We start from the raw sequence: 20353 nt of genomic DNA on the forward strand, positions 1-20353 counted from the left end.
TCCTCGATCAACAAGCTTATTATTACTTAGTTGCATGTCTACCATTTTATTTCCTTTTATCTTGTTGAGTTTAATCATGGTAGAAGTCGTAAGCATATTTAATACTAATTTTTGTGCAGTCCCTGCTTTCATACGAGAACTACCGGTTACAAATTCTGGACCGACAACAACCTCTATAGGATACTGTGATATTTTGGATAGTGGGCTATTTTTATTACAAGTAATACAACCGGTAATGATTCCTTTTGAGTTGCATTGATTTAAGGCAGCTATGACGTACGGTGTAGTTCCTGAAGCTGCAATTCCAATGACAATATCATTATGTGAAATATTACATGTTTGTAAGTCTTTCCAGCCCTGTGTTGTTGAATCTTCAGCATTTTCTACAGCCTTTCTTATGGCTATATCTCCTCCTGCGATAAGTCCAATAACTACATCATGTGAGATTCCGAAAGTTGGTGGACATTCTGATGCATCAAGAATGCCTAATCGTCCGCTAGTGCCTGCGCCAATATAAAATAGTCGGCCACCAATTTTTAATTTTTCAACTATTTTTTCTACGATTATCTCAATTTGAGGGATGGCTTTTTCTACAGCTAGAGGAACAGACTTATCTTCGTTGTTCATATGTGTTAGCAGTTCATTAATAGTCATTTTCTCTAAATGATTATAATCGGAGTCTTGCTCAGTAGTTTTTATAAACGTCATATTGTAAAAGTAGCTCATTTTTTTTGCGTTAGTGGTAGCAGTGACATCCTTTTTGTGTTTTTTACAAAAAGATATAACGGATAACACGACGCTTTAAAGTTTCACTTTAAAGGGTAACGTCCAAAATATTTTACTCAACCGTATAAATTAATTCGGCAACTTCTGACAATCTAAAATATCCAAGAGGAAAATTTTTTGGATTGGTTTCGTTGATACAATTACCTCGAACGGTTGCAGGTTGTGTCTCGAAAGGCCCGCCACCTTCTTGTGCATTTTGCTGAAGAAGTATAAACATAAACTCATAGAAACGCTCTGAAACCCCATAATTTCTTATAGTAACAAGATCACCAGCTTCTAGTTCTTCTTCTGTATAGAAACCGAAAATTTGATTACCATTTGTAAAATTGTCGTCATAGACTTCTAGAGTTGGAATATCTGGAATATCATTTAGGAACTCAAAGAAATAGTAATTCTCTTCATTTATTGGATCTGTATAAAAAGCCTTTAGCTCTGTTTCATCTCCGCTAAAACCGCCTTCATCATTTTGTTCTACAAAATCAATATCAACAACAGATTTTAGTGTCTCTGTGGCTGAGTATATTTGATCTTGATATCTAATTTCTAAACTATAGGTTTCATTAATTTGTGGAATAAACGCGTTGTTTTTGTAAATTCCCGTGTTACTATCTTCTGTGAACACAAATATATCGTCTCCAGCTTTTGATACCGTAACTTGCGCTCCAGAAGCTGGTTGAATTTCATTAGCAAAATAGGGAGCTGTTAACGTTAGCTTTATTTCTTGTTCATTTCCTGGACTATCTTTGAACCAATTTATTGAAGCATCGATTACTAATTTGGGTTCTATAGTATTCAAATCTACATCGATAACGTCTTCACAGGAACAGATGAATAAGGCTACTAATATATATAGATATTTTTTCATGATTTAAAACTTAAAATTATATGAAACTGATGGAATCACACCAAAAATTGCTAATCTAGTCGCTTCATTTTGACCTGTGATTCTATTTTGACCAAAATTAATTGAAGCTGCGTTTCGTCTGTTATAAAGATTATAAATACTGAAAACCCATTCACCTTTCAATTGTTTTTTAGAATTAGGATTGGGGTTATAAGTTGCAGAGAGATCTAATCTATGATACGTGGGTAACCTACTTGAGTTTCGAGCTTCATAATTGGGTATCGTTATACCGTTATATTCATATTGGCCATTTGGAAATGTACTAGGTTGTCCTGTTTGAAAAATAAAATTACTACCAAATGTCCATTTCTCATTAAACTCATAACTTGCTGTTAGTGATATGTCGTGTGTTTTGTCAAATGGGGTATCATACCATTGACCGTTATTTATTCCTGCTTCATTTGAATTTCTGCCAGGTGTTTGCTGCTCAGATTTTGATAATGTATAGGCTAGCCATCCTTTGAATTTTCCTTCATTTTTTCTAAACAAAATTTCTAGTCCATAAGCTCTTGCTCTACCGTTTAAAATAACTTGTTCTATAGCGTTATTAGCAATTAAATCTGCACCGTCAACATAGTCGATTCTATTTTGTATTTTTTTATAGAAACTTTCTACTTCTAAAGAAAATAAATTGTCTTTAAATGTTCTAAAGTAACCTACAGCGACTTGATCTAATAATTGTGGTTTAGCGTATTTTCCACTTGGAGTCCAAATGTCTAAAGGTGTTGGGGAGGTTGTATTTGATAAGAGATGTAAATATTGCGTCATTCTATTGTAGCTAGCTTTTATAGATGATTTTTCATTTAATTGGTAAGCCAATGAAAACCTAGGTTCAATATTTGCGAAAGATTTTATAATATCAGTTCTCTCAGATTGTTCTGTCCCAATAGGATTTGCTTTTTCATAAATTTGAAGATCGTTATTAAAGATTAACGGATTATCATTTGCATAAACATTAAGTTCGTCTTGGCCTAGTCTCAAAAATGAACTTACTCTAAAACCATAGGATAGTGCTAATTTATCTGAAACTTGATGTTCTGCATCTATATAAATTGCATTTTCAAAGGCAAACTTATCTGTTAGTTTGAATGGATTAATTCCAGAAGACTCTGTTGAGGGCTTAATATCCCCTGGATTAAATTTGTAATAAATACTATTTAAACCATACTCTAATTTTAGATTATTACTGAGATAATGTTTTAAGTCATATTTAAAATTAAAATTTTGAATTCCTGAATTCCAATCGAAGCCTACAAAGTTTAAGTTTAAACCATAATAATAATCTGAATAAATAGCAGACATATTCGAAAATAATTTATCTGAAAATAGATGGTTCCACCTAAAATTTACGACTGTATTTCCATATGTGTTTTCAAAACTATCTGAAATATTAAAGACATCTCTTCCAAAGTAACCAGAGAGATAGATACTATTATTATCATTTAGGCGATAGCTTAATTTTGCATTTAAATCGTAGAAATAAGCAATATTATCTATATCGAATAATGGTAAAAAGAGATGTGCGTAACTACTTCTTCCAGCAATTAGGAACGACCCTTTTTCTTTTTTAATTGGTCCTTCTGCTAGCAATCTGCTAGATACAATCCCAATTCCACCATTCATATGAAACTCATTACTGTTGCCGTCTTTTTGATAGATGTCTAAAACGGAGGATACCCGTCCACCATATTTGGCAGGAATTCCGCCTTTGTATAATTTAATATCTTTTATTGCATCAGGATTAAAGACCGAAAAGAAACCAAATAAATGTGATGAATTAAAAATAGTAGCTTCATCAAGTAAAATAAGGTTTTGATCTGCAGCACCACCTCTAACATTAAATCCAGAAGATCCTTCACCAGCACTTGTCACTCCTGGTAAAAGTGTAATTGATTTTATGATATCTACTTCTCCTAAAACCACTGGCATTTGTTTTATTGTGCTAATAGATAAAGCATTAACACTCATTTGAGGTTTTTTGATGTTTAATTTTTCAACATCCTGTTTAATTATGACCTCATTAAGACTTTCTGTGCTTTCTAATAATCTATAATTAACTGTTTTATTTTCGGAAAATATTATGGTTTCAGTAACAGTAGTATATCCTAAGTAACTTATTTGCATTTTATAAGTTCCTTCTGGTAAAGAAATAGAGTAAAAGCCATATTCATTAGTCATGGTACCAGTTTGTAACTCAGGAAATATAATATTAACACCAATTAAAGTTTCATTACTACCAGAATCGATAATGGTACCACTTAACGTGAAATTATCTTGTGAATAACTCAAATATGTAATTAGGAAGACTATTGTGGTTAAGAAAAAACGGAGGCTTTGCTTCATTTAAAGAAAATTTTAACAAAAATACAAAAGCTCCATTTTTAAGTGGAGCTTTTTAATGTTAAAAATAGTCTAATTGTTAACCTATTATTTTATTAAACGTTTCACTTGGCCTCATAGCTTTAGAAATTAGGTCTTCATTTGGCTCATAGTATCCTTTTATATCTATGGCTTCTCCTTGAACTGTAATCAATTCTTCAACAATTTTAGCTTCATGAGCTTGTAGATCTTTAAATACTTTAGCAAATTCGTGCTTTAATTCCTCATCTTTAGTTTGATTGGCTAGAGCTTCTGCCCAAAATAGAGATAAATAGAAGTGACTTCCTCTGTTGTCTAATTTATTAACTTTTCTAGAGGGTGATTTTCCATTTGCTAATAATTTACCTGTTGCGTCATCTAGAGTTTCAGACAAAATGATTGCTTTTTTGTTATTATTTACATTTCCGAAGTGCTCTAAAGAGACCGCTAGTGCTAAAAACTCACCTAGAGAATCCCAACGTAAATGGTTTTCTTGAGTAAATTGTTGTACGTGTTTAGGAGCAGACCCTCCAGCACCAGTTTCAAATAAGCCACCACCATTCATTAAAGGCACAATTGACAGCATTTTTGCGCTAGTACCTAGTTCTAAAATAGGAAATAAATCGGTCAAGTAATCACGTAATACATTTCCTGAAACAGAAATTGTATCTTTTCCATCTTTGATTCTTTCGAGCGTAAATTCAGTCGCTTTGATAGGAGAGAGAATTCTAATATCTAAACCTGAAGTATCGTAATCTTGTAAATATGTATTTACTTTTTTGATTAATTCTGCATCATGAGCTCTCTTTTTATCCAACCAGAAAACAGCAGGAGTTTGCGAAGCTTTAGCACGAGTCACTGCTAATTTTACCCAATCTTGGATTGGTGCATCCTTAACCTGACACATTCTCCATATGTCACCGGCCTCAACTTTGTGAGATGTTAAAATGTTTCCAGAAGTATCAGTAACTTCTACTTTTCCTTTTGAGGATATTTCAAACGTCTTATCATGAGAACCATACTCTTCTGCTTTTTGGGCCATTAGTCCAACATTAGGAACGGTTCCCATAGTTGTAGGATCAAAAGCACCATGTTTTTTACAGAAATTTATAGTTGCAGAGTAAATTCCAGCATAACTACTATCTGGAATAACTGCTTTTGTATCTTGTAGTTTTCCATCAGGATTCCACATCTGTCCAGATGTACGAATCATTGCTGGCATAGATGCATCAATAATGACATCACTAGGTACATGTAAATTTGTAATACCACGATCACTATTTACCATTGCTAAATCTGGACCATGATCTAGAGCAAATCTAATATCGTCTCTTATTTCTTCACGCTTATTTTCTGAAAGTCCACCTAATTTCTCTAACAGGTTTCCAAAACCATTATTCACATCAACCCCTATTTTTTCAAAAGTGCTACCATGTTTTTTAAATAAATCTTTAAAGAATATGCGGACTGCATGACCAAAAATAATAGGATCTGAAACTTTCATCATCGTCGCTTTCATGTGTAATGAAAACAATACACTTTTATCTAAAGCATCTTCTACTTGTTCGTCTAAAAACTCAAGTAATGCTTTTTTGCTCATGATTGTAGCATCAATGATTTCTCCCTGAAGTAATGATAAACCCTCTTTTAAAACTGTTGCTTTGCCAGACTTATCTGTGTGAACAATTTTAATTGTGGTTGCTTCTTCTAGAGTAACAGAAACTTCATTATGTGCAAAATCACCATGAGTCATTGTGGACACATGAGTTTTAGAGTCTTTAGACCATACTCCCATAGAATGCGGATGCATTTTAGCAAAATTCTTTACAGCTTTTGGTGCACGTCTATCTGAGTTTCCTTCTCGAAGCACTGGATTTACAGCACTACCCTTAATTTTATCATAACGCTTTTTTAGTGCTTTTTCGTCATCGTTTGAAGGCTCATCTGGATAATCAGGTAATGCATAACCTTGTTCTTGTAATTCTGTGATTGCAGCTTTTAACTGTGGGGTCGAAGCACTAATATTAGGAAGCTTAATAATATTTGCATCTGGGCTTTTTACTAATTCGCCTAATTCAGCTAACGCATCTGGCACACGTTGCGACTCTGTTAAATAATCTGGAAAGTTTGCTAAAAGACGCGCGGCAAGAGAAATATCTCTACTTTCTATATTAATATTTGAAGATTTTGTAAACGATTTTATAATTGGTAACAGTGAACGTGTTGCTAATGCAGGAGCTTCGTCTGTTTTTGTATAAATGATTGTAGGAGTGTTTTCCATAAAGTATTTAGAATTTAGTGTATTAAAACGCTTAGAATTTAAACTGGACGAATATACGAAAATTGAATGATTTTATAAACGAGGTTTGGGATAGGTTTAAGGGTTTTTTTATACCATATTGCGCAAATATAGCACTGAGGCGCACCGATGTGTAATTTATTGGTGTGTAGTTCATGAATAGTTTATTTTAAAATAACGGACAATATTACTTTGTTTGTACGAAATGCTCCGAGCATATTTACGTTCCGTCGGCAACCTTAGAATGATTTTTATTAGAATATAATTTAAAACTATACCTCATTAAAAAAACAAAAGCCATATCACTGTATTTTACTACGTTGATATGGCTTTTTTGAAATAGCTTAACATGATCTATTTAACATTGCAGTTAAAAATAAAGACAATTAAACTACTGTTCTTGTGTCTTTTTCAATTCAAGCACCACTAAATCAATGAAACGGTTCACAACTATCAAAATGTATTGACTTGTCACTACTTGGCTTCGTTTAGATTGTTTTTTTTGATGTCTTATATCTTTCACATTCGTGTTGGATACTTGAGTAGACATTGCTTTTTATTTTCGCATTCACTTTCGATTCTGCTACTTTTTCGAAGCTTTCTGCTTAAACAGTGATTACTTGTATACACAATTAATGTACTTTTTAAGCTTCATGATTTTTTTAAAATCTCAAAAAACGGTATCTAAAATAAAGAATATTTATTTATTACAATTTAACATTAATTTGAAGGTAAATTCAAAAACAAACTAAATTTGTTGTTTATTGTTCGGTAAATATATGTTTTTGTTTAAGAATTTCAAATTTATAAGGGATTTAGATATTCACATTTTATGAACTACACTTATTAACTTTTGTTGATAACGTTGATAAATAAATAAAGCCTTAACAATTAATTGTTAAGGCTTTATAAAACTTATGCGAGTGAATATTATTTTCTTCTAACCTCTTTAATTCTTGCTTTCTTACCAGTAAGACCTCTAAAGTAAAAGATTCTTGCTCTTCTAACTTTACCCTTCTTATTAACTTCAATTTTTTGAAGTGCAGGTAAATTAATTGGGAAGATACGCTCAACACCAACTGTGCCAGACATTTTTCTAATTGTGAATGTTTGAGAAGAACCAGATCCTTTAACCTGTAATACGACACCTTTAAAAAACTGTGTACGTACTTTTTCTCCTTCTCTAATTTCGTAATACACTGTTAATGTATCACCAGCTCCAAATGCTGGAAAATCTTTTTTTGTTACAAACTCGTCTTGTACAAATTTTACTAAAGAACTCATTTTATACTATTTATAATGATTGTTTTAAATCAACATTCACGATTCTCGCCAGAGGTTAATCCAAAAGTGGGTGCAAAGATAGTTAATAATTAATAATGGACAATTATTAATTTATATTTTTTGAGGATACCTTTTTTAAGATTGTCAGGTCTCTAATTTGAGTAACAGTGTTAAACAAAAAGTTTAGGCTTATTTTTAGCAGTGACTCTAAGCGAGGTGCTCCATAAGGCTGCAATGTTGAAGGACTCATCAAATCCTTGTCATAGAATAATAATCCATAATACCAGTTCTGTCTCACAGGAGATATGATTAGAAATAAGAAAATATTAAAAGAAAACCTGTACTTATCAATACTCCAGTCTAAGACTTTTTATTTGGTTTTTGCTTTATCTAAGCTATTAACTACAAAAAGAAATAAGGCTAAATGGAACTCAATAAATAGAGATCTTAATAATTATTTATTATAAATAATTATTAATCGTCTAATAAATCGGGACGAAGCCTTTTAGTTCTATCGTAAGCTTGCTCCTCCCGCCATTTTTCTATTTCGGGAAAATTTCCGCTAAATAAGACGGAAGGAACTTTCATACCATCATACTCTCTTGGTTTAGTGTAAATTGGAGGAGCTAGTAATCCATCTTGGAAAGAATCTGTCAACGCAGAAGTCTCATTACCTAAAACACCAGGTATTAACCTTATAATAGCATCACACAAAACGGCAGCACCTAATTCGCCACCAGACAAGACATAGTCACCAATAGAAATTTCTCTGGTCATAAATTTATCACGTACACGTTGATCAACACCTTTATAATGTCCGCATAGAATAATAATATTTTCCTTGAGTGATACTTGATTAGCAATACCTTGATTAAGTCGTTCACCATCGGGTGTCATATAGATAATCTCATCGTAGTCGCGTTCACTTTGTAATTTAGTGATACATTTATCTATAGGTTCTATCATCATCACCATACCAGCACCACCTCCAAATTGTGTGTCGTCAATGGCTTTGTAGCCGCCAGTTACAAAATCTCTTAAGTTGTGAAAATGTACACTTACCAATTTGGCTTCAATAGCGCGCTTTAAGATAGAAGCTTCAAAAGGGCTTTTGAGCAATTCTGGTAATACAGTTATGATATCTATTCGCATTGTAATTGATTTTTGGACTGTAAAGATATACTTAATTGAGGTATTTGGTGAATTGTTTTTTTGAACTTGTTGTATAATGTTTTCTTCGGAAATATGAAGGTTCAGCAAGTAATCGCATTTCAAACCTATTGATATATTTTTTTTTGAGAATGTAAACGGAAGAATATAAGAATAAAGAATATGCAAAATACCCAGCTATTAATACCGTAAACAGAAAAAAGCATCTCCGCCATTGCATCTCTATCAAAAACATCTGATACAGAATTAGTATACATCCATTGACTCTAAACAAGCCCGTAGATCACTTTTTCGATTGTAAATACCACAACTAGCTATTTATTATTATGATATGTTTTTGCGACTGAAATATAAGCCAAGCCCCAAATAAGCATCATTAGTAGCCCGAAATTTGACATTACATCAGGATCAGACTGAGGAATAACAGAATTAGTGAAGAATTTAGAAAACACGAGTACAGACATATTCATTAATCCAGCGATAATAAAACCTTTGCTAATTGTGTCGTCTTTTGTGTTCATATCATTCATTTATTAGCTTGGTAATTGATTGATTACTCAATCATTTTTAGGTGGAGGATAATGGATCACATTACGTGTTGAAAAGGACTTAAGTTCAGTTGTTATTCAATATGTTCGAATTCTTATCATTCGCAATCTTCTCTAATCGATTAGCTCTCATATACAGAAACAAAGGAAAGCTAAAAGCTAGAGCCACCAAGAAGGTAAGTGGAATTACAATCCACCAAAACTTAATTCTCAGTTTTATGGATTCGTAAATCATCCAGACTAAAAAGGTGATAACAACGATTGTAATATTTGCAATTATAGATTGTGCTGGAAGTGTCGTTTTGGTTAAGGCTATAAAATTTGTTATGGATGTATCTGTTTCCGTTAGGTAAAATTGAATATTGAAATACAAGGTGTACATCAATCCTAAAATAGCGAGTAGGAGATAAAGGTGTTTAAATTTCATAAGGGTTATTTTATTTAGCACTCCAAAAAAACTGTAAACGGTATCTTTTATAAACCCCAATCGTTTATATAAATGGTGCGCAGCATTATCAAAAGCCAGTCTGAATAGCATGAGTTTTATTGTTTTCTGACACACATAAATATTTAGCGCGATTAATCAATGCTTCTCCGATGCCTTGACTGCGACGTTTTGAACTCACGAACCAATCATTTCTAATCATGCGTTGTTTTAAAAAGCATTTTCGACGTTAGAGTATTGATTTTAGAATACACGATAGCTATCAAAAAGTGATGCTAAGGCGTCTAAGTCCTTAAGTTTTACGTGAGTTATAGTCATAAAAAAATCTGCAATTAAAATTACAGATTTTTATTGATATTATTAGATTCTTTTATCGCTAAAAAACGATTTGGAGTGGTCTCTTAGTAATGACAATTAATTAACTAGGATTTTTTCTGCTCGTTAATCATGTCTTGTAACTGTCGTCTTACTTTTTGTTCACGTTCTAAGGCATTGCGTCTGTGTTCTTCAAATTCTTCCTCTATTTCTGTTAAGCTTGTATTGGCTAGCTTAGTTATAGAATTACTGCTTTTGTATTTATAAATAAAGAATAATAACAACGCGGATAAAATACCAACAATACTCCAAAGCGTTAGACTATAATTTGGTTTTGTCATTGGCATTCCAAATAATTCCATACTATCTTTTTCAACTATGGTATTGTCTAAACTCGTTTTAGTATTGGATAAATTATTTTTTAAAATTTTAATTTCATTTGATTGAGACTGCACTACAACTTGGGTCGCTTTCAAATTATCATGTGCTGCTTTAAGAGAATCTATAGTGTGTGCTTTAAGCGCGTATAACCACGTTTTTTTTACTGTTTTATAATCTTGCCAGCTGTTTGAACGTCTAATAACGTATTCAAACTGATTGTCTATTGTACCACTATTTAGTGATAGTTTTTCGTCATCACTTGAGTTTTGAGCGTTTGCGGTAGAGAATAATAAAAGGGTTAATGATGTGAATAAAAGCGTTTTAAGAAATTCCATTTTGGTTTGGTTGAAAATTAATAGCTAATTAATAATTGGCAATATAATAATTTATAGCGTAAAAAGTATATAATTTAGCCTCACAAAATGCAAGGCTATTTACTATCATGATATACGAATGAAGTTAGTTTTTAGATGTTAATCGTGCTTAATTGTTCGGTATTTTGAATACTGTTTGGATTTAGGCTGTATTGATGCAGTCCGTTTTCTCCAATTAGGATGAGTGTATCATTATTTACAATAACATCAAAAGCAGCTCTATTTATAGAATGTATAAGCGATGTGTTTTCTATATCTGAGATATCAAAAATTTTGACCTCATCATCACAAACGATTAAATAATTACCATACAAACCCAAGCCAATAGGCTTGATTAAATTTCTTCGAGAGATAAAAATAGGGTTAATGACATTATTAACGTCATAGATTTCTTGTACGTTGATGTTTGTTCCACAACCAATATCGGCATGTAAGGTAATAAACGCGTGAATCGCATTAGCAACACCACCGTCACAAGCTGTGAAATGTTGAACTTCAGAAAGATATAAGGGTGCCTCAGGATTTTGGATACTGTAAATGTACATTCCGTTTTGTGATCCTACGTATAGAAACTCTTTAAAATTAGATAAGGTTTCAATATTAAAACCAATAAAAACTTCATTGACCTTAACTGGATTTTCTCTGTCAATAGTACTAAAGACATTAAGGGTAGAATTATCAACGGAGTATAAATGATCGTCGTAAGTGGTAAAACGTACGATTGAACCTGCTTTTCCAGTGTCCTTAGTGTTTTGAAATAATCCAGAAGCGGAGTCTGAATCGCAACTAAACATGATAAGTACTAAAAGTATAAGTATATATGTTTTCATTTTTGAGCCTAATTTATTGGTTAGTTGATGTTTCCGTTGAAAACCCAATCCACAACCACTTCGTCCTCATTGACATCATAGTATATGTTTCCAAATGGTGAAGTTATCTGTGGAAAAGCATTTGGCACACGCTTGGTAATCGCCATAATGCCTAATTACGGATTTAGTGTGATCCCTAATAAATCTGTTGCATTATTTACATAAACTGAATTCCCCTTTATCGTCAAAGCTTAAGACCCCAATACGTTAAGAAAAGCGATATTTTGATGGTTTGTAGGATCTGTATTGTCAATAATGTGAAATCCTTTATTGTGCTCATTAATAAATATAAAATTATCTTTAACATAAATCTTTCCTGAGTTTATGATTACTTCTGCTGTGGCTTGCAATATGGTTGTTGCATTAAATTCTGAACGTTGCATCGTCATAGGTTCATAGTAATCTTGCATCTTCGGCAGAACGTCATCTTCTGTATCTGTGAGCCAGCAAGATTGAAAAGATAGACTACAGCATATTAGTAATACTACAACGGCTTTTAATTTCATAGCTATTGATTTTTAATTACAAGATGTAGATACTCTAATTGGTAAAAGGTTGTTTCAAAACATAAAAAAAATCCCAATTGTTAAAAATGGGATTTTAATTATCTATTTATACTCTAGATTAGTAATACGTAAAACGTCTTACTTTGGCAATATATTTTGCCAATCTAATGACTTGATGGCTATAGCCATATTCATTATCATACCATATATAGAGGATCGCATTTTTACCATCTGTGCGAACAATTGTTGCCTTACTATCATAAATAGCAGGAGCAGAGCAACCAACAATATCACTAGAAACCAACTCATCGTTCATTTCATATTTAATTTGCTCTACAAGATTACCTTCTAGTGCATGTTTTTTCATGATGGTGTTAATTCCTTCTATTGAAGTTTCCTTATCTAATTCTAAATTAAGTATGGCTAAAGATCCGTTTGGGACAGGGACTCTAATAGCATTAGATGTTAGTTTACCTTCAAAAGAGGGTAATGCCTTAGTAACAGCTTGACCTGCACCAGTCTCTGTAATTACCATATTGAGTGCCGCAGCTCTACCACGACGATATTTCCCGTGGAAATTATCAACTAAGTTTTGATCATTTGTGTAGGCATGAATCGTTTCTAAATGGCCGCTTATGACACCAAATGCATCTTCCATAACTTTTAGTACAGGTGTAATGGCGTTTGTTGTGCATGAAGCTGCAGAAAATATATGAACCTTATCAGGATTGTGTTCTAGATGATTAACACCATGAACAATATTAGGTACTCCTTTTCCTGGAGCAGTTAACAATATTTTATCAACACCTTTAGATTTCAAATGCCTTTTTAAGGCTTTGTCATCTCTAAAGGCACCAGTATTATCAATAACTAATGCATTTTTGATACCGTACTTTGTGTAATCTATATCTTCGGGAGCGTTTGCAGAAATAATATTTACAGTAGTTCCATTAATAATTAAAGCATTGTTTTTTACATCTGCAGTTACAGTTCCAGAGAAATCACCATGAACAGAATCATTGCGTAATAACGACGCTCGTTTTTCTAAAACGGTTTTGTCAATAGTGCCTCGAGTCACGATAGCTCTTAATCTTAGCTGGCTACCTTTGCCCGTTTTAGTCATTAACTCCCTAGCAACTAAACGACCAATTCTACCAAAACCATAAAGGACAACGTCCTTTGGCTCGATAGCTTTATTTTTCTTTGCGTCTTTTAGTTTAGCAGCAACAAAAGCTGTAGCATTACTATACGTTTCGTCTTCTAAATGAAATTCATAAGTTAATTTTCCAATATCTAGTTTGGATGGAGGCATGTCTAAAACCAAAATAGCTTGAGCAATTTCTACCGAATCAAAAATAGAGATTGGTTTTTGTACGAATTCTCCAGCATATTCGTGGAGATTTAAAATTTCGCTGACATTACGATCAATTAACTGGTTTCTAAAGAGTACTAATTCTATTGATTTGTCATACCATAGGTCGCTAACAATTTTAATAAATTCGACTGTCGCTCGTCTTCGGTCTGCTTGAAAAGCGAGTTCTTTTTCATAAGTTCCGTTCAAACCCATTGTATTTAATTTAGTATTGTGTTGTTTAAAATTTTGGCAAAAATACTATATTTCAAACGTTTTCGGAGTGTATTTATTGAAAATTAAAAACCCTTTAGAATTCAATATTCTAAAGGGTTTTATCGCTAACCAACTGCGACTATCTAAATAGTACTTCTTTTCGTTCTAAATTTGTATTCATATATTCTAGTTTAAAAATTGTATTCTGAGCATCGCTGCCATATTTCGCAATAAAGTCTTGAATATCTTCAACCGTCTTAATTGGGATATCATTAATGCCAGTAATAATATATCCTGGTCTAATCCCTAACTTTGTATATAAGAACTTGTTTCTATTAGATTGTACTAATACTCCTTCAGTGATATCTGTTTTCTTTTTAAATCTCTGCGGAAGGTTGCGTAACTCCATATCAATAAAATCAACACTTACAATATCACTTTTAGAAAGCGTCACTGGTATAGATTTTATTTCGCTGTCTCTGAGAATTTCCACATTAACCACGTCATTTGGACGCTTAGTTTTTAAGTAACCACTCAAATCTGAAAATTTAGAGATCTCTATATTGTCAAGTTTAGTAATGATATCACCACTTTTAATTCCTGCTTTTTTGGCACCAGTATTGTCTTCAACATCTTTTACGAAAAATCCCTGAGTAGCGTTGACTCCAAATTCTTGAGCAGCTTTACTGGACAATGCTCCACCAGAAACTCCTAAAATACCTTCTTGTACATCGCCATATTCTATAATGTCTTGGATTACTTTTTTAGCAATATTACTAGGTACTGCAAATGAATATCCAATATAAGAACCTGTTTGTGAGGAAATAGCTGTGTTTATTCCAATAAGTTGTCCAGTAGAGTTTACTAATGCTCCACCAGAGTTCCCTGGATTTACTGCAGCATCGGTTTGAATAAACGACTGAGAGTTTTTACCAGATAAATCACGAGCTTTTGCGCTAATAATTCCTGCAGTTACTGTTGAGGTTAAATTAAAAGGATTACCTACAGCTAAAACCCATTCGCCAACTTTAGCAGTGTCTGAGTCGCCAAACTCTATTGCTGGTAAATCATCTTCTGATTCAATTTTTAAAAGTGCAATATCTGTTTTTTCATCAGTACCTATTAATAGGGCATCAAAAACACGATTATCATTAAGCGTGATTGAAATTGTATTAGATCCGGCAATCACATGGTTATTGGTGATGATATAACCGTCTGGAGAGATGATCACACCACTTCCTGTTCCTACTTGAGTTCTTTGTTGAGATTGACGACCATAAAACAGGTCTTCAAACGACGTAGCTCTAGAGACTAAAGTAGTATTTTTGACATGTACTACAGAGTTAATTGTGTTTTCTGCAGCTACTGTGAAATCAGATGCGGTTGTATTTAATACGTTTGTTGTTTTTGCATTATAGTTTGCATTCAAGAACTGTGGTTGCTCCTGCTCGTCTTCAAATTTTACAATTTGCTCTTTTTCTAAAAAGAGAGTGTAGGTAGATAGGGCTATTATTCCACCTAACATAGAGACAAATACTAGGGTTAAAATCTTTTTCATTATTAATTATTTTTTTGTTGTTATGTTATATCACTAACGATTAAATTTAACTATTTATTGAGTTTAAGATTCAACTTTAACGATTTTTAACGTCCCTATTAACGCTCATTTAACAATCCTGTTTTGATTCATAATTCCTATATTTGCGTGGTATATGAATCTAACTTTTTATAAATATCAAGGAACAGGAAATGACTTTGTGATGATTGACAATCGTCAAGAGCTTTTTGATAAAACCAATATTGAGCTTATCGCGTTTTTATGCGATAGGCGATTTGGTGTTGGGGCAGATGGCCTAATTTTGCTTGAAAATCATGATACCTTTGATTTTAAGATGGTGTATTTTAATGCTGATGGAAACGAAAGCTCTATGTGTGGAAATGGTGGTCGGTGTATTACAGCTTTTGCCAACTTTATAGGAGTCATTAATAATGAAGCAACTTTTGAAGCCATCGATGGTTTACACAAAGCGACTATTAATAAAGGACTGGTAAGTTTGCAAATGAAAAATGTGAAGGTCATTGAAGATCACAAAACGCATGTGTTTTTAGATACAGGTTCTCCGCACCATGTTCAAATGGAAGCCCATCTATCGCATTTTGATGTGAAAACTGTTGGGAGACAAATTCGTTTTGCTGCTCCTTATAATAAAGGCGGTAGCAATATTAATTTTGTGTCTAAAATTTCCGAAGAAAAATTTGCAGTAAGAACTTATGAAAGAGGTGTTGAAGATGAAACGTTATCTTGTGGAACAGGAGTTACGGCCGTAGCGTTAGCCATGAATTATATTGGAGAAACTAAAAAAAATCACATTACGCTTCAAACGGAGGGTGGTGATTTACAAGTAGCTTTTGAAAAGCTAGATAAAGGCTATGAAAATATTTGGCTCATTGGTCCAGCTACCCAAGTTTTTAAAGGCACTATAGAATGATAACACTCAAAGGTAAACATATTTATTTGAGAGCTTTAGAGCCTGAAGACCTCGAGCTTATCCATGAGATTGAAAACAATCAGGACATTTGGGAGATCAGTAATACTATTACTCCATATTCTAAGTTTTTAATAAAGCAATATCTGGAACAGGCACATAAAGATATTTACGAAGTAAAGCAATTGAGATTGGTGATTTGTGATTTTGAGGAGGTCGCTCTTGGGATGATAGATGTGTTCGATTTCGATTTTAAAAATAGACGTGCTGGAGTTGGGATTTTGATAAAGGATTCGGTCAACAGACAAAAGGGCTACGGAAAAGAAGCACTACAATTATTAACAGCCTATTGTACATCCCAATTAGATTTACATCAGTTGTATTGTAATATTTCTGAAGAGAATGAACAAAGCTTGAAGCTTTTTAAGAATCAAGGTTTTGAAATTATCGGACTAAAAAAAGGCTGGAACTACGTTAACGGTTCTTATAAAAATGAATACTTATTACAATCTATACTAAATGTACATTAAAAAAATACTTTGGGCTATTGCCATCATTGGTTTAATCGCAGTTGGAATTTTTGGTTACTATATTTATAACGCCATGCTTGCGCCAAATACAACGTTCAATAATGACGAAGCTTATATATTTGTTCCATCTAATGCTAGTTACGCTGAGGTTCGAGCGCAATTAGAACCTCTTTTAACAGATATTGATTCTTTTGATGCCTTGGCAAATCAAAAAAAATACACCACCAATCTTAAAGCTGGACGATTTATAATTAAAAAGGGAATGAGTAATAATGATATTATAAATTCAATTCGTAGTAATAATATACCGCTTAAAATAGCCTTTAACAATCAAGAGAAATTATCAAAATTAGCAGGTCGCATTAGTACTCAAATTGAAGCAGATAGCTTGTCGATTTTAAAGTCTATGACTGATCCAGAGTTTTTGAAAGCTAGCAGGTTTACTTCAAAAACAGCACTTGGGATGTATATACCCAATAGCTATGAGTTTTTCTGGAATACCTCTGCGGAAGGATTTAGAAATCGCATGTTAAAAGAATATAATCGCTTTTGGAATGATAATAGAAAGGCGAAAGCAAAAGCTCTTGGTCTAACAAGAGATCAGGTTATGACACTTGCCTCCATTGTTCACGAAGAATCAAAGCAAGCTAGTGAGCAACCTAGAATTGCTGGAGTATATATAAATAGAATTAGAATTGGTATGCCATTACAGGCAGATCCAACACTAAAATTTGCCGCCTACCAATTACCAGAATATCAGAATGCTATAATTAAACGTGTGCTTAATAAACACAAGGAGATTAAATCGCCTTATAATACTTATATGAATGCTGGTTTACCTCCTGGTTTAATTGCTATGCCAGATGTGTCTGCTATTGATGCCGTAATTAATTATGAAAAACATAACTACTTGTATTTTGCAGCAAATGCAAAAAAGTTGGGTTTTCATAAGTTTTCTAAGACATTGAGCCAGCATAATGCTAATGCTAGAGAATACCATAATTATTTATCGTCTCAAGGGATTAATAAGTAATACTATGAACCGTTACAGACTTCTTTTTCTATGTTGTGTTGTAACACTATTTGCTAACGCTCAAGCACAGTCTCAATTTAAATTGGATTCTTTTTTTAAACCAAGTGACACACTCCACAAGTTACGAAGAAATACTATTGTTATTACTGAAGTGTCATTGGCGTCTCTTACCTTAATTGGTTTGGACCAGCTATGGTACTCAGATTTTGAGCGTTCTAAGTTTAAAACGGTAAATGATTCTGATGAGTGGTTGCAGATGGATAAGTTTGGACATGTGTTTTCTGCTTATCAATTGGGAAGAGTAGGAGCTAACGTTCTTAATTGGGCTGGAGTTAATAAAAACGATCAACTTATTTATGGGGCAACTCTAGGTTTTGGGTTTTTGACGGCAGTAGAGATATTTGATGGCTATTCTCAAGAATGGGGTTTCTCATGGTCTGATATGGCGGCTAACGCGGCGGGAACTGGACTTTATGTTGGACAAGAATTATTATGGGATGAGCAACGTATCACACTTAAATACTCATTTCATCAAACGCAATTTGCTAATCAGCGTCCAGATAAATTAGGAGACGGCTTCTTAGAGGAGGTTCTAAAAGATTATAATGGACAAACATATTGGTTGAGTGCAAACGTTAATTCCTTTTTTAAAGAGAGTAAAATACCTAAGTGGTTTAACGTTGCATTTGGATACGGTGCAGAAGGTATGTTATCTGGAAGAACAGAAGATGTTGATAACCTATTAATAAATCAAAATAGGAGACGGCAATTTTATCTCAGTTTTGATGTAGATTTAACTAAAATACAGACAAAGTCTCGCGTTTTGAGAACTTTACTTGACGTTTTGAACGCAATAAAAGTACCAGCTCCAACGATTTCGTTTGACCGAGAAAATGGCGTTAAGCTGTACTATATCTACTTTTAACAACAGTTTAACACCTTATTTTCAATAGGTTAATAAAAAGCGTATATTTGCATGCTGAAATTTTGGGACAGTTTAATAAACATTATGTCTTAAAGAAAGTTAGCTCTTATGATAAAAAAAGTAAGTAATTATTTCGTTATTTCATTAGCTATTTGTGCCACTCTTTCTATGGCGCTTAAACCTCAGGAATCATTGAATTTTGATGATTATTCAACCGAAGGTATAGAGTTAAATTACGATATGGCTCATCTTGATGAGACACATAATTTTGAACAAATCCAATTATCAAATCCATTTCAATCATCTCCTGTTTATTTTCCTAATTTAGGGAAATCTTATGTTGGTTTTAAAGAGGCTTTAGCTTTCAAAGAGTCTAGAGGTAATTACTTTACAGTAAATACATTAGGTTATTTAGGTAAGTATCAATTTGGGGCAGAAACTTTGAAACTTATAGGTATTTATAATCCTACAAAGTTTTTATACAACCCTAAACTTCAAGAAAAAGCGTTCTTAGCAAATGCAGAGCGTAATAAATGGATTCTTAGAAAGGATATCAAGCGTTTTGAAGGTAAAAAAATTAGCGGTGTTGAGATTACAGAGTCAGGAATTCTGGCAGCTGCTCACTTAGCGGGTCCAGGAAGTGTAAAGAAGTTTTTAAGAAGCTATGGAATTAAAAACGTATCTGATGCATATGGCTCTTCAGTACGATATTATATGAAGAAATTTTCAGGATATGATACCTCTTTTATTGAGGCAGATAAGAGAGCAAAGGCTATTTTGTAGGTCATTAAAAAAAATATTAAAAAAAAAGCAGAAAGCTCCAATTTGGAGCTTTCTGCTTTTTTTTTGGAAATTATTAATCCTTATGAATTATAAAAATAGCTGGACGCTTGTGTAAATCAACTTTAGAGTGTTTCCATTCACCTACGGTCATTGTTTTAATGTACTCTGTCGGTAATGTGATATCACAAGCAATACAAACTCTGGTATTAGGATGGAGTATTGCACAAATATCTTCTAAGATTTTATTATTGCGATAAGGCGTCTCAATAAATAATTGTGTTTGGTTTTGTTCAAAAGATAAGCGCTCTAATCGTTTAAGCGTTGCTTTACGTTCAGATTTGTCTATAGGGATATATCCATTAAATGCAAATGATTGTCCGTTCATTCCAGAACTCATTAAAGCCAATACAATAGATGACGGACCTACTAAAGGGACAACTTGAATATTGTGTTCATGAGCCAATTTCACAATATCTGCACCAGGGTCTGCAATTCCAGGACATCCAGCTTCCGATAGTAAGCCCATTGATTTTCCATTTTTACAATCATCAAGAAAATTTTGAGTTTCTTCAGGTTGCGTATATTTGTTTAAAACCTTGAAATTTAACCGCGATTGTTGTTTACGTGAATCAATTTTTTTTATAAATCCTCTGGCCGTTTTTTCATTTTCTACAATATAGTTATCTACTATTTCAATAATTTTTTTTACTGAAATAGGCAAGACTTCTAAAGGTGGATTATCTCCAAGACGGGTTGGGATAAGATATAGTTTTCCAAAGTTATTTGTCAT

The 20353-nt window shown here is 33.1% G+C and carries 20 protein-coding genes; 5 read left to right on the top strand and 15 right to left on the bottom strand.

The genetic code is table 11. From position 1 onward, the window contains the following. From murQ to ACJAZK_RS11465, 14 genes are all read right to left on the bottom strand, one after another. Window positions 1-708, bottom strand: a 708-nt coding sequence (gene murQ / locus ACJAZK_RS11400) for an N-acetylmuramic acid 6-phosphate etherase (RefSeq protein ID WP_415224111.1), incomplete at its 3' end; no start/stop codon positions are given. A 130-nt stretch (window positions 709-838) separates the two neighbouring features. After that, on the bottom strand, window positions 839-1651 hold the full coding sequence (locus tag ACJAZK_RS11405; RefSeq protein WP_415224082.1) for a DUF4249 domain-containing protein: 813 nt from the start codon (window positions 1649-1651) through the stop codon (window positions 839-841). A gap of 3 nt (window positions 1652-1654) precedes the next feature. Continuing rightward, window positions 1655-4033: a TonB-dependent receptor gene (locus ACJAZK_RS11410; RefSeq protein ID WP_415224083.1), complete on the bottom strand. Its 2379-nt coding sequence runs from the start codon at window positions 4031-4033 to the stop codon at window positions 1655-1657. Between the two features lie 76 nt (window positions 4034-4109). Beyond that, complete coding sequence (locus ACJAZK_RS11415; RefSeq protein WP_415224084.1) at window positions 4110-6329, bottom strand: NADP-dependent isocitrate dehydrogenase; 2220 nt, start codon at window positions 6327-6329, stop codon at window positions 4110-4112. Between the two features lie 948 nt (window positions 6330-7277). Then, window positions 7278-7631, bottom strand: a complete 354-nt coding sequence (gene rplS / locus ACJAZK_RS11420; protein WP_028871880.1) for a 50S ribosomal protein L19 — start codon at window positions 7629-7631, stop codon at window positions 7278-7280. Between the two features lie 474 nt (window positions 7632-8105). Further along, window positions 8106-8783: a tRNA (guanosine(37)-N1)-methyltransferase TrmD gene (trmD, locus tag ACJAZK_RS11425; RefSeq protein ID WP_415224112.1), complete on the bottom strand. Its 678-nt coding sequence runs from the start codon at window positions 8781-8783 to the stop codon at window positions 8106-8108. 332 nt (window positions 8784-9115) lie between these two features. After that, window positions 9116-9322, bottom strand: coding sequence for a hypothetical protein (locus tag ACJAZK_RS11430; protein WP_415224085.1), 207 nt, complete (start codon window positions 9320-9322; stop codon window positions 9116-9118). Window positions 9323-9416: 94 nt separating this feature from the next. Further along, a complete protein-coding gene (locus ACJAZK_RS11435; protein ID WP_415224086.1) occupies window positions 9417-9887 on the bottom strand; it encodes a DUF2834 domain-containing protein in 471 nt (156 codons plus the stop codon). Window positions 9888-10216: 329 nt separating this feature from the next. After that, window positions 10217-10825 carry a tRNA (guanine-N1)-methyltransferase gene (locus tag ACJAZK_RS11440; RefSeq protein WP_415224087.1) on the bottom strand — a complete coding sequence of 203 codons (609 nt, stop codon included), beginning with the start codon at window positions 10823-10825 and terminating at the stop codon, window positions 10217-10219. Between the two features lie 131 nt (window positions 10826-10956). Next, window positions 10957-11694: a hypothetical protein gene (locus tag ACJAZK_RS11445; protein ID WP_415224088.1), complete on the bottom strand. Its 738-nt coding sequence runs from the start codon at window positions 11692-11694 to the stop codon at window positions 10957-10959. A 20-nt stretch (window positions 11695-11714) separates the two neighbouring features. After that, window positions 11715-11840 (bottom strand): hypothetical protein, encoded by a 126-nt coding sequence (locus ACJAZK_RS11450; protein WP_415224089.1) that lies wholly within the window; start codon window positions 11838-11840, stop codon window positions 11715-11717. Between the two features lie 84 nt (window positions 11841-11924). Further along, on the bottom strand, window positions 11925-12239 hold the full coding sequence (locus tag ACJAZK_RS11455) for a hypothetical protein (protein ID WP_415224090.1): 315 nt from the start codon (window positions 12237-12239) through the stop codon (window positions 11925-11927). A gap of 118 nt (window positions 12240-12357) precedes the next feature. After that, complete coding sequence (locus tag ACJAZK_RS11460) at window positions 12358-13806, bottom strand: glyceraldehyde-3-phosphate dehydrogenase (protein ID WP_415224091.1); 1449 nt, start codon at window positions 13804-13806, stop codon at window positions 12358-12360. Window positions 13807-13945: 139 nt separating this feature from the next. After that, window positions 13946-15364, bottom strand: coding sequence for a trypsin-like peptidase domain-containing protein (locus tag ACJAZK_RS11465; RefSeq protein WP_415224092.1), 1419 nt, complete (start codon window positions 15362-15364; stop codon window positions 13946-13948). A gap of 154 nt (window positions 15365-15518) precedes the next feature. On the opposite strand from ACJAZK_RS11465, the gene dapF reads away from it, so the two are divergent. The 5 genes from dapF to ACJAZK_RS11490 all read left to right on the top strand — a co-directional run bounded on the left by dapF (window position 15519) and on the right by ACJAZK_RS11490 (window position 19563). Then, window positions 15519-16295: a diaminopimelate epimerase gene (gene dapF, locus ACJAZK_RS11470; protein ID WP_415224093.1), complete on the top strand. Its 777-nt coding sequence runs from the start codon at window positions 15519-15521 to the stop codon at window positions 16293-16295. After that, window positions 16292-16822, top strand: coding sequence for a GNAT family N-acetyltransferase (locus ACJAZK_RS11475; RefSeq protein ID WP_415224094.1), 531 nt, complete (start codon window positions 16292-16294; stop codon window positions 16820-16822). Before dapF ends, ACJAZK_RS11475 begins: the two co-directional genes overlap by 4 nt. Next, complete coding sequence (gene mltG, locus ACJAZK_RS11480) at window positions 16812-17855, top strand: endolytic transglycosylase MltG (RefSeq protein ID WP_415224095.1); 1044 nt, start codon at window positions 16812-16814, stop codon at window positions 17853-17855. The genes ACJAZK_RS11475 and mltG overlap by 11 nt, the downstream gene beginning before the upstream one ends. Before the next feature lie 4 nt (window positions 17856-17859). Next, the gene (locus ACJAZK_RS11485) at window positions 17860-18780 is read left to right on the top strand and encodes a DUF2279 domain-containing protein (RefSeq protein WP_415224096.1); all 921 of its coding nucleotides are present in this window, start codon (window positions 17860-17862) and stop codon (window positions 18778-18780) included. 108 nt (window positions 18781-18888) lie between these two features. Beyond that, the gene (locus tag ACJAZK_RS11490; RefSeq protein ID WP_415224097.1) at window positions 18889-19563 is read left to right on the top strand and encodes a peptidoglycan-binding protein LysM; all 675 of its coding nucleotides are present in this window, start codon (window positions 18889-18891) and stop codon (window positions 19561-19563) included. Between the two features lie 73 nt (window positions 19564-19636). On the opposite strand, the gene ACJAZK_RS11495 is transcribed toward ACJAZK_RS11490, so the two are convergent. Next, window positions 19637-20353 carry an SAM-dependent methyltransferase gene (locus tag ACJAZK_RS11495; RefSeq protein ID WP_415224098.1) on the bottom strand — a complete coding sequence of 239 codons (717 nt, stop codon included), beginning with the start codon at window positions 20351-20353 and terminating at the stop codon, window positions 19637-19639.

This window comes from Psychroserpens sp., from assembly GCF_047633235.1.
GTDB lineage: Bacteria > Bacteroidota > Bacteroidia > Flavobacteriales > Flavobacteriaceae > Psychroserpens.

Bases quoted from the DNA above. Each gene is read 5' to 3' on its own strand.
- ACJAZK_RS11405 (WP_415224082.1), bottom strand. From the start codon at position 1,651: ATGAAAAAATATCTATATATATTAGTAGCCTTATTCATCTGTTCCTGT.
- ACJAZK_RS11410 (WP_415224083.1), bottom strand. From the start codon at position 4,033: ATGAAGCAAAGCCTCCGTTTTTTCTTAACCACAATAGTCTTCCTAATT.
- ACJAZK_RS11415 (WP_415224084.1), bottom strand. From the start codon at position 6,329: ATGGAAAACACTCCTACAATCATTTATACAAAAACAGACGAAGCTCCT.
- rplS (WP_028871880.1), bottom strand. From the start codon at position 7,631: ATGAGTTCTTTAGTAAAATTTGTACAAGACGAGTTTGTAACAAAAAAA.
- trmD (WP_415224112.1), bottom strand. From the start codon at position 8,783: ATGCGAATAGATATCATAACTGTATTACCAGAATTGCTCAAAAGCCCT.
- ACJAZK_RS11430 (WP_415224085.1), bottom strand. From the start codon at position 9,322: ATGAACACAAAAGACGACACAATTAGCAAAGGTTTTATTATCGCTGGA.
- ACJAZK_RS11435 (WP_415224086.1), bottom strand. From the start codon at position 9,887: ATGCTATTCAGACTGGCTTTTGATAATGCTGCGCACCATTTATATAAA.
- ACJAZK_RS11440 (WP_415224087.1), bottom strand. From the start codon at position 10,825: ATGGAATTTCTTAAAACGCTTTTATTCACATCATTAACCCTTTTATTA.
- ACJAZK_RS11445 (WP_415224088.1), bottom strand. From the start codon at position 11,694: ATGAAAACATATATACTTATACTTTTAGTACTTATCATGTTTAGTTGC.
- ACJAZK_RS11450 (WP_415224089.1), bottom strand. From the start codon at position 11,840: ATGGCGATTACCAAGCGTGTGCCAAATGCTTTTCCACAGATAACTTCA.
- ACJAZK_RS11455 (WP_415224090.1), bottom strand. From the start codon at position 12,239: ATGAAATTAAAAGCCGTTGTAGTATTACTAATATGCTGTAGTCTATCT.
- ACJAZK_RS11460 (WP_415224091.1), bottom strand. From the start codon at position 13,806: ATGGGTTTGAACGGAACTTATGAAAAAGAACTCGCTTTTCAAGCAGAC.
- ACJAZK_RS11465 (WP_415224092.1), bottom strand. From the start codon at position 15,364: ATGAAAAAGATTTTAACCCTAGTATTTGTCTCTATGTTAGGTGGAATA.
- dapF (WP_415224093.1), top strand. From the start codon at position 15,519: ATGAATCTAACTTTTTATAAATATCAAGGAACAGGAAATGACTTTGTG.
- ACJAZK_RS11475 (WP_415224094.1), top strand. From the start codon at position 16,292: ATGATAACACTCAAAGGTAAACATATTTATTTGAGAGCTTTAGAGCCT.
- mltG (WP_415224095.1), top strand. From the start codon at position 16,812: ATGTACATTAAAAAAATACTTTGGGCTATTGCCATCATTGGTTTAATC.
- ACJAZK_RS11485 (WP_415224096.1), top strand. From the start codon at position 17,860: ATGAACCGTTACAGACTTCTTTTTCTATGTTGTGTTGTAACACTATTT.
- ACJAZK_RS11490 (WP_415224097.1), top strand. From the start codon at position 18,889: ATGATAAAAAAAGTAAGTAATTATTTCGTTATTTCATTAGCTATTTGT.
- ACJAZK_RS11495 (WP_415224098.1), bottom strand. From the start codon at position 20,353: ATGACAAATAACTTTGGAAAACTATATCTTATCCCAACCCGTCTTGGA.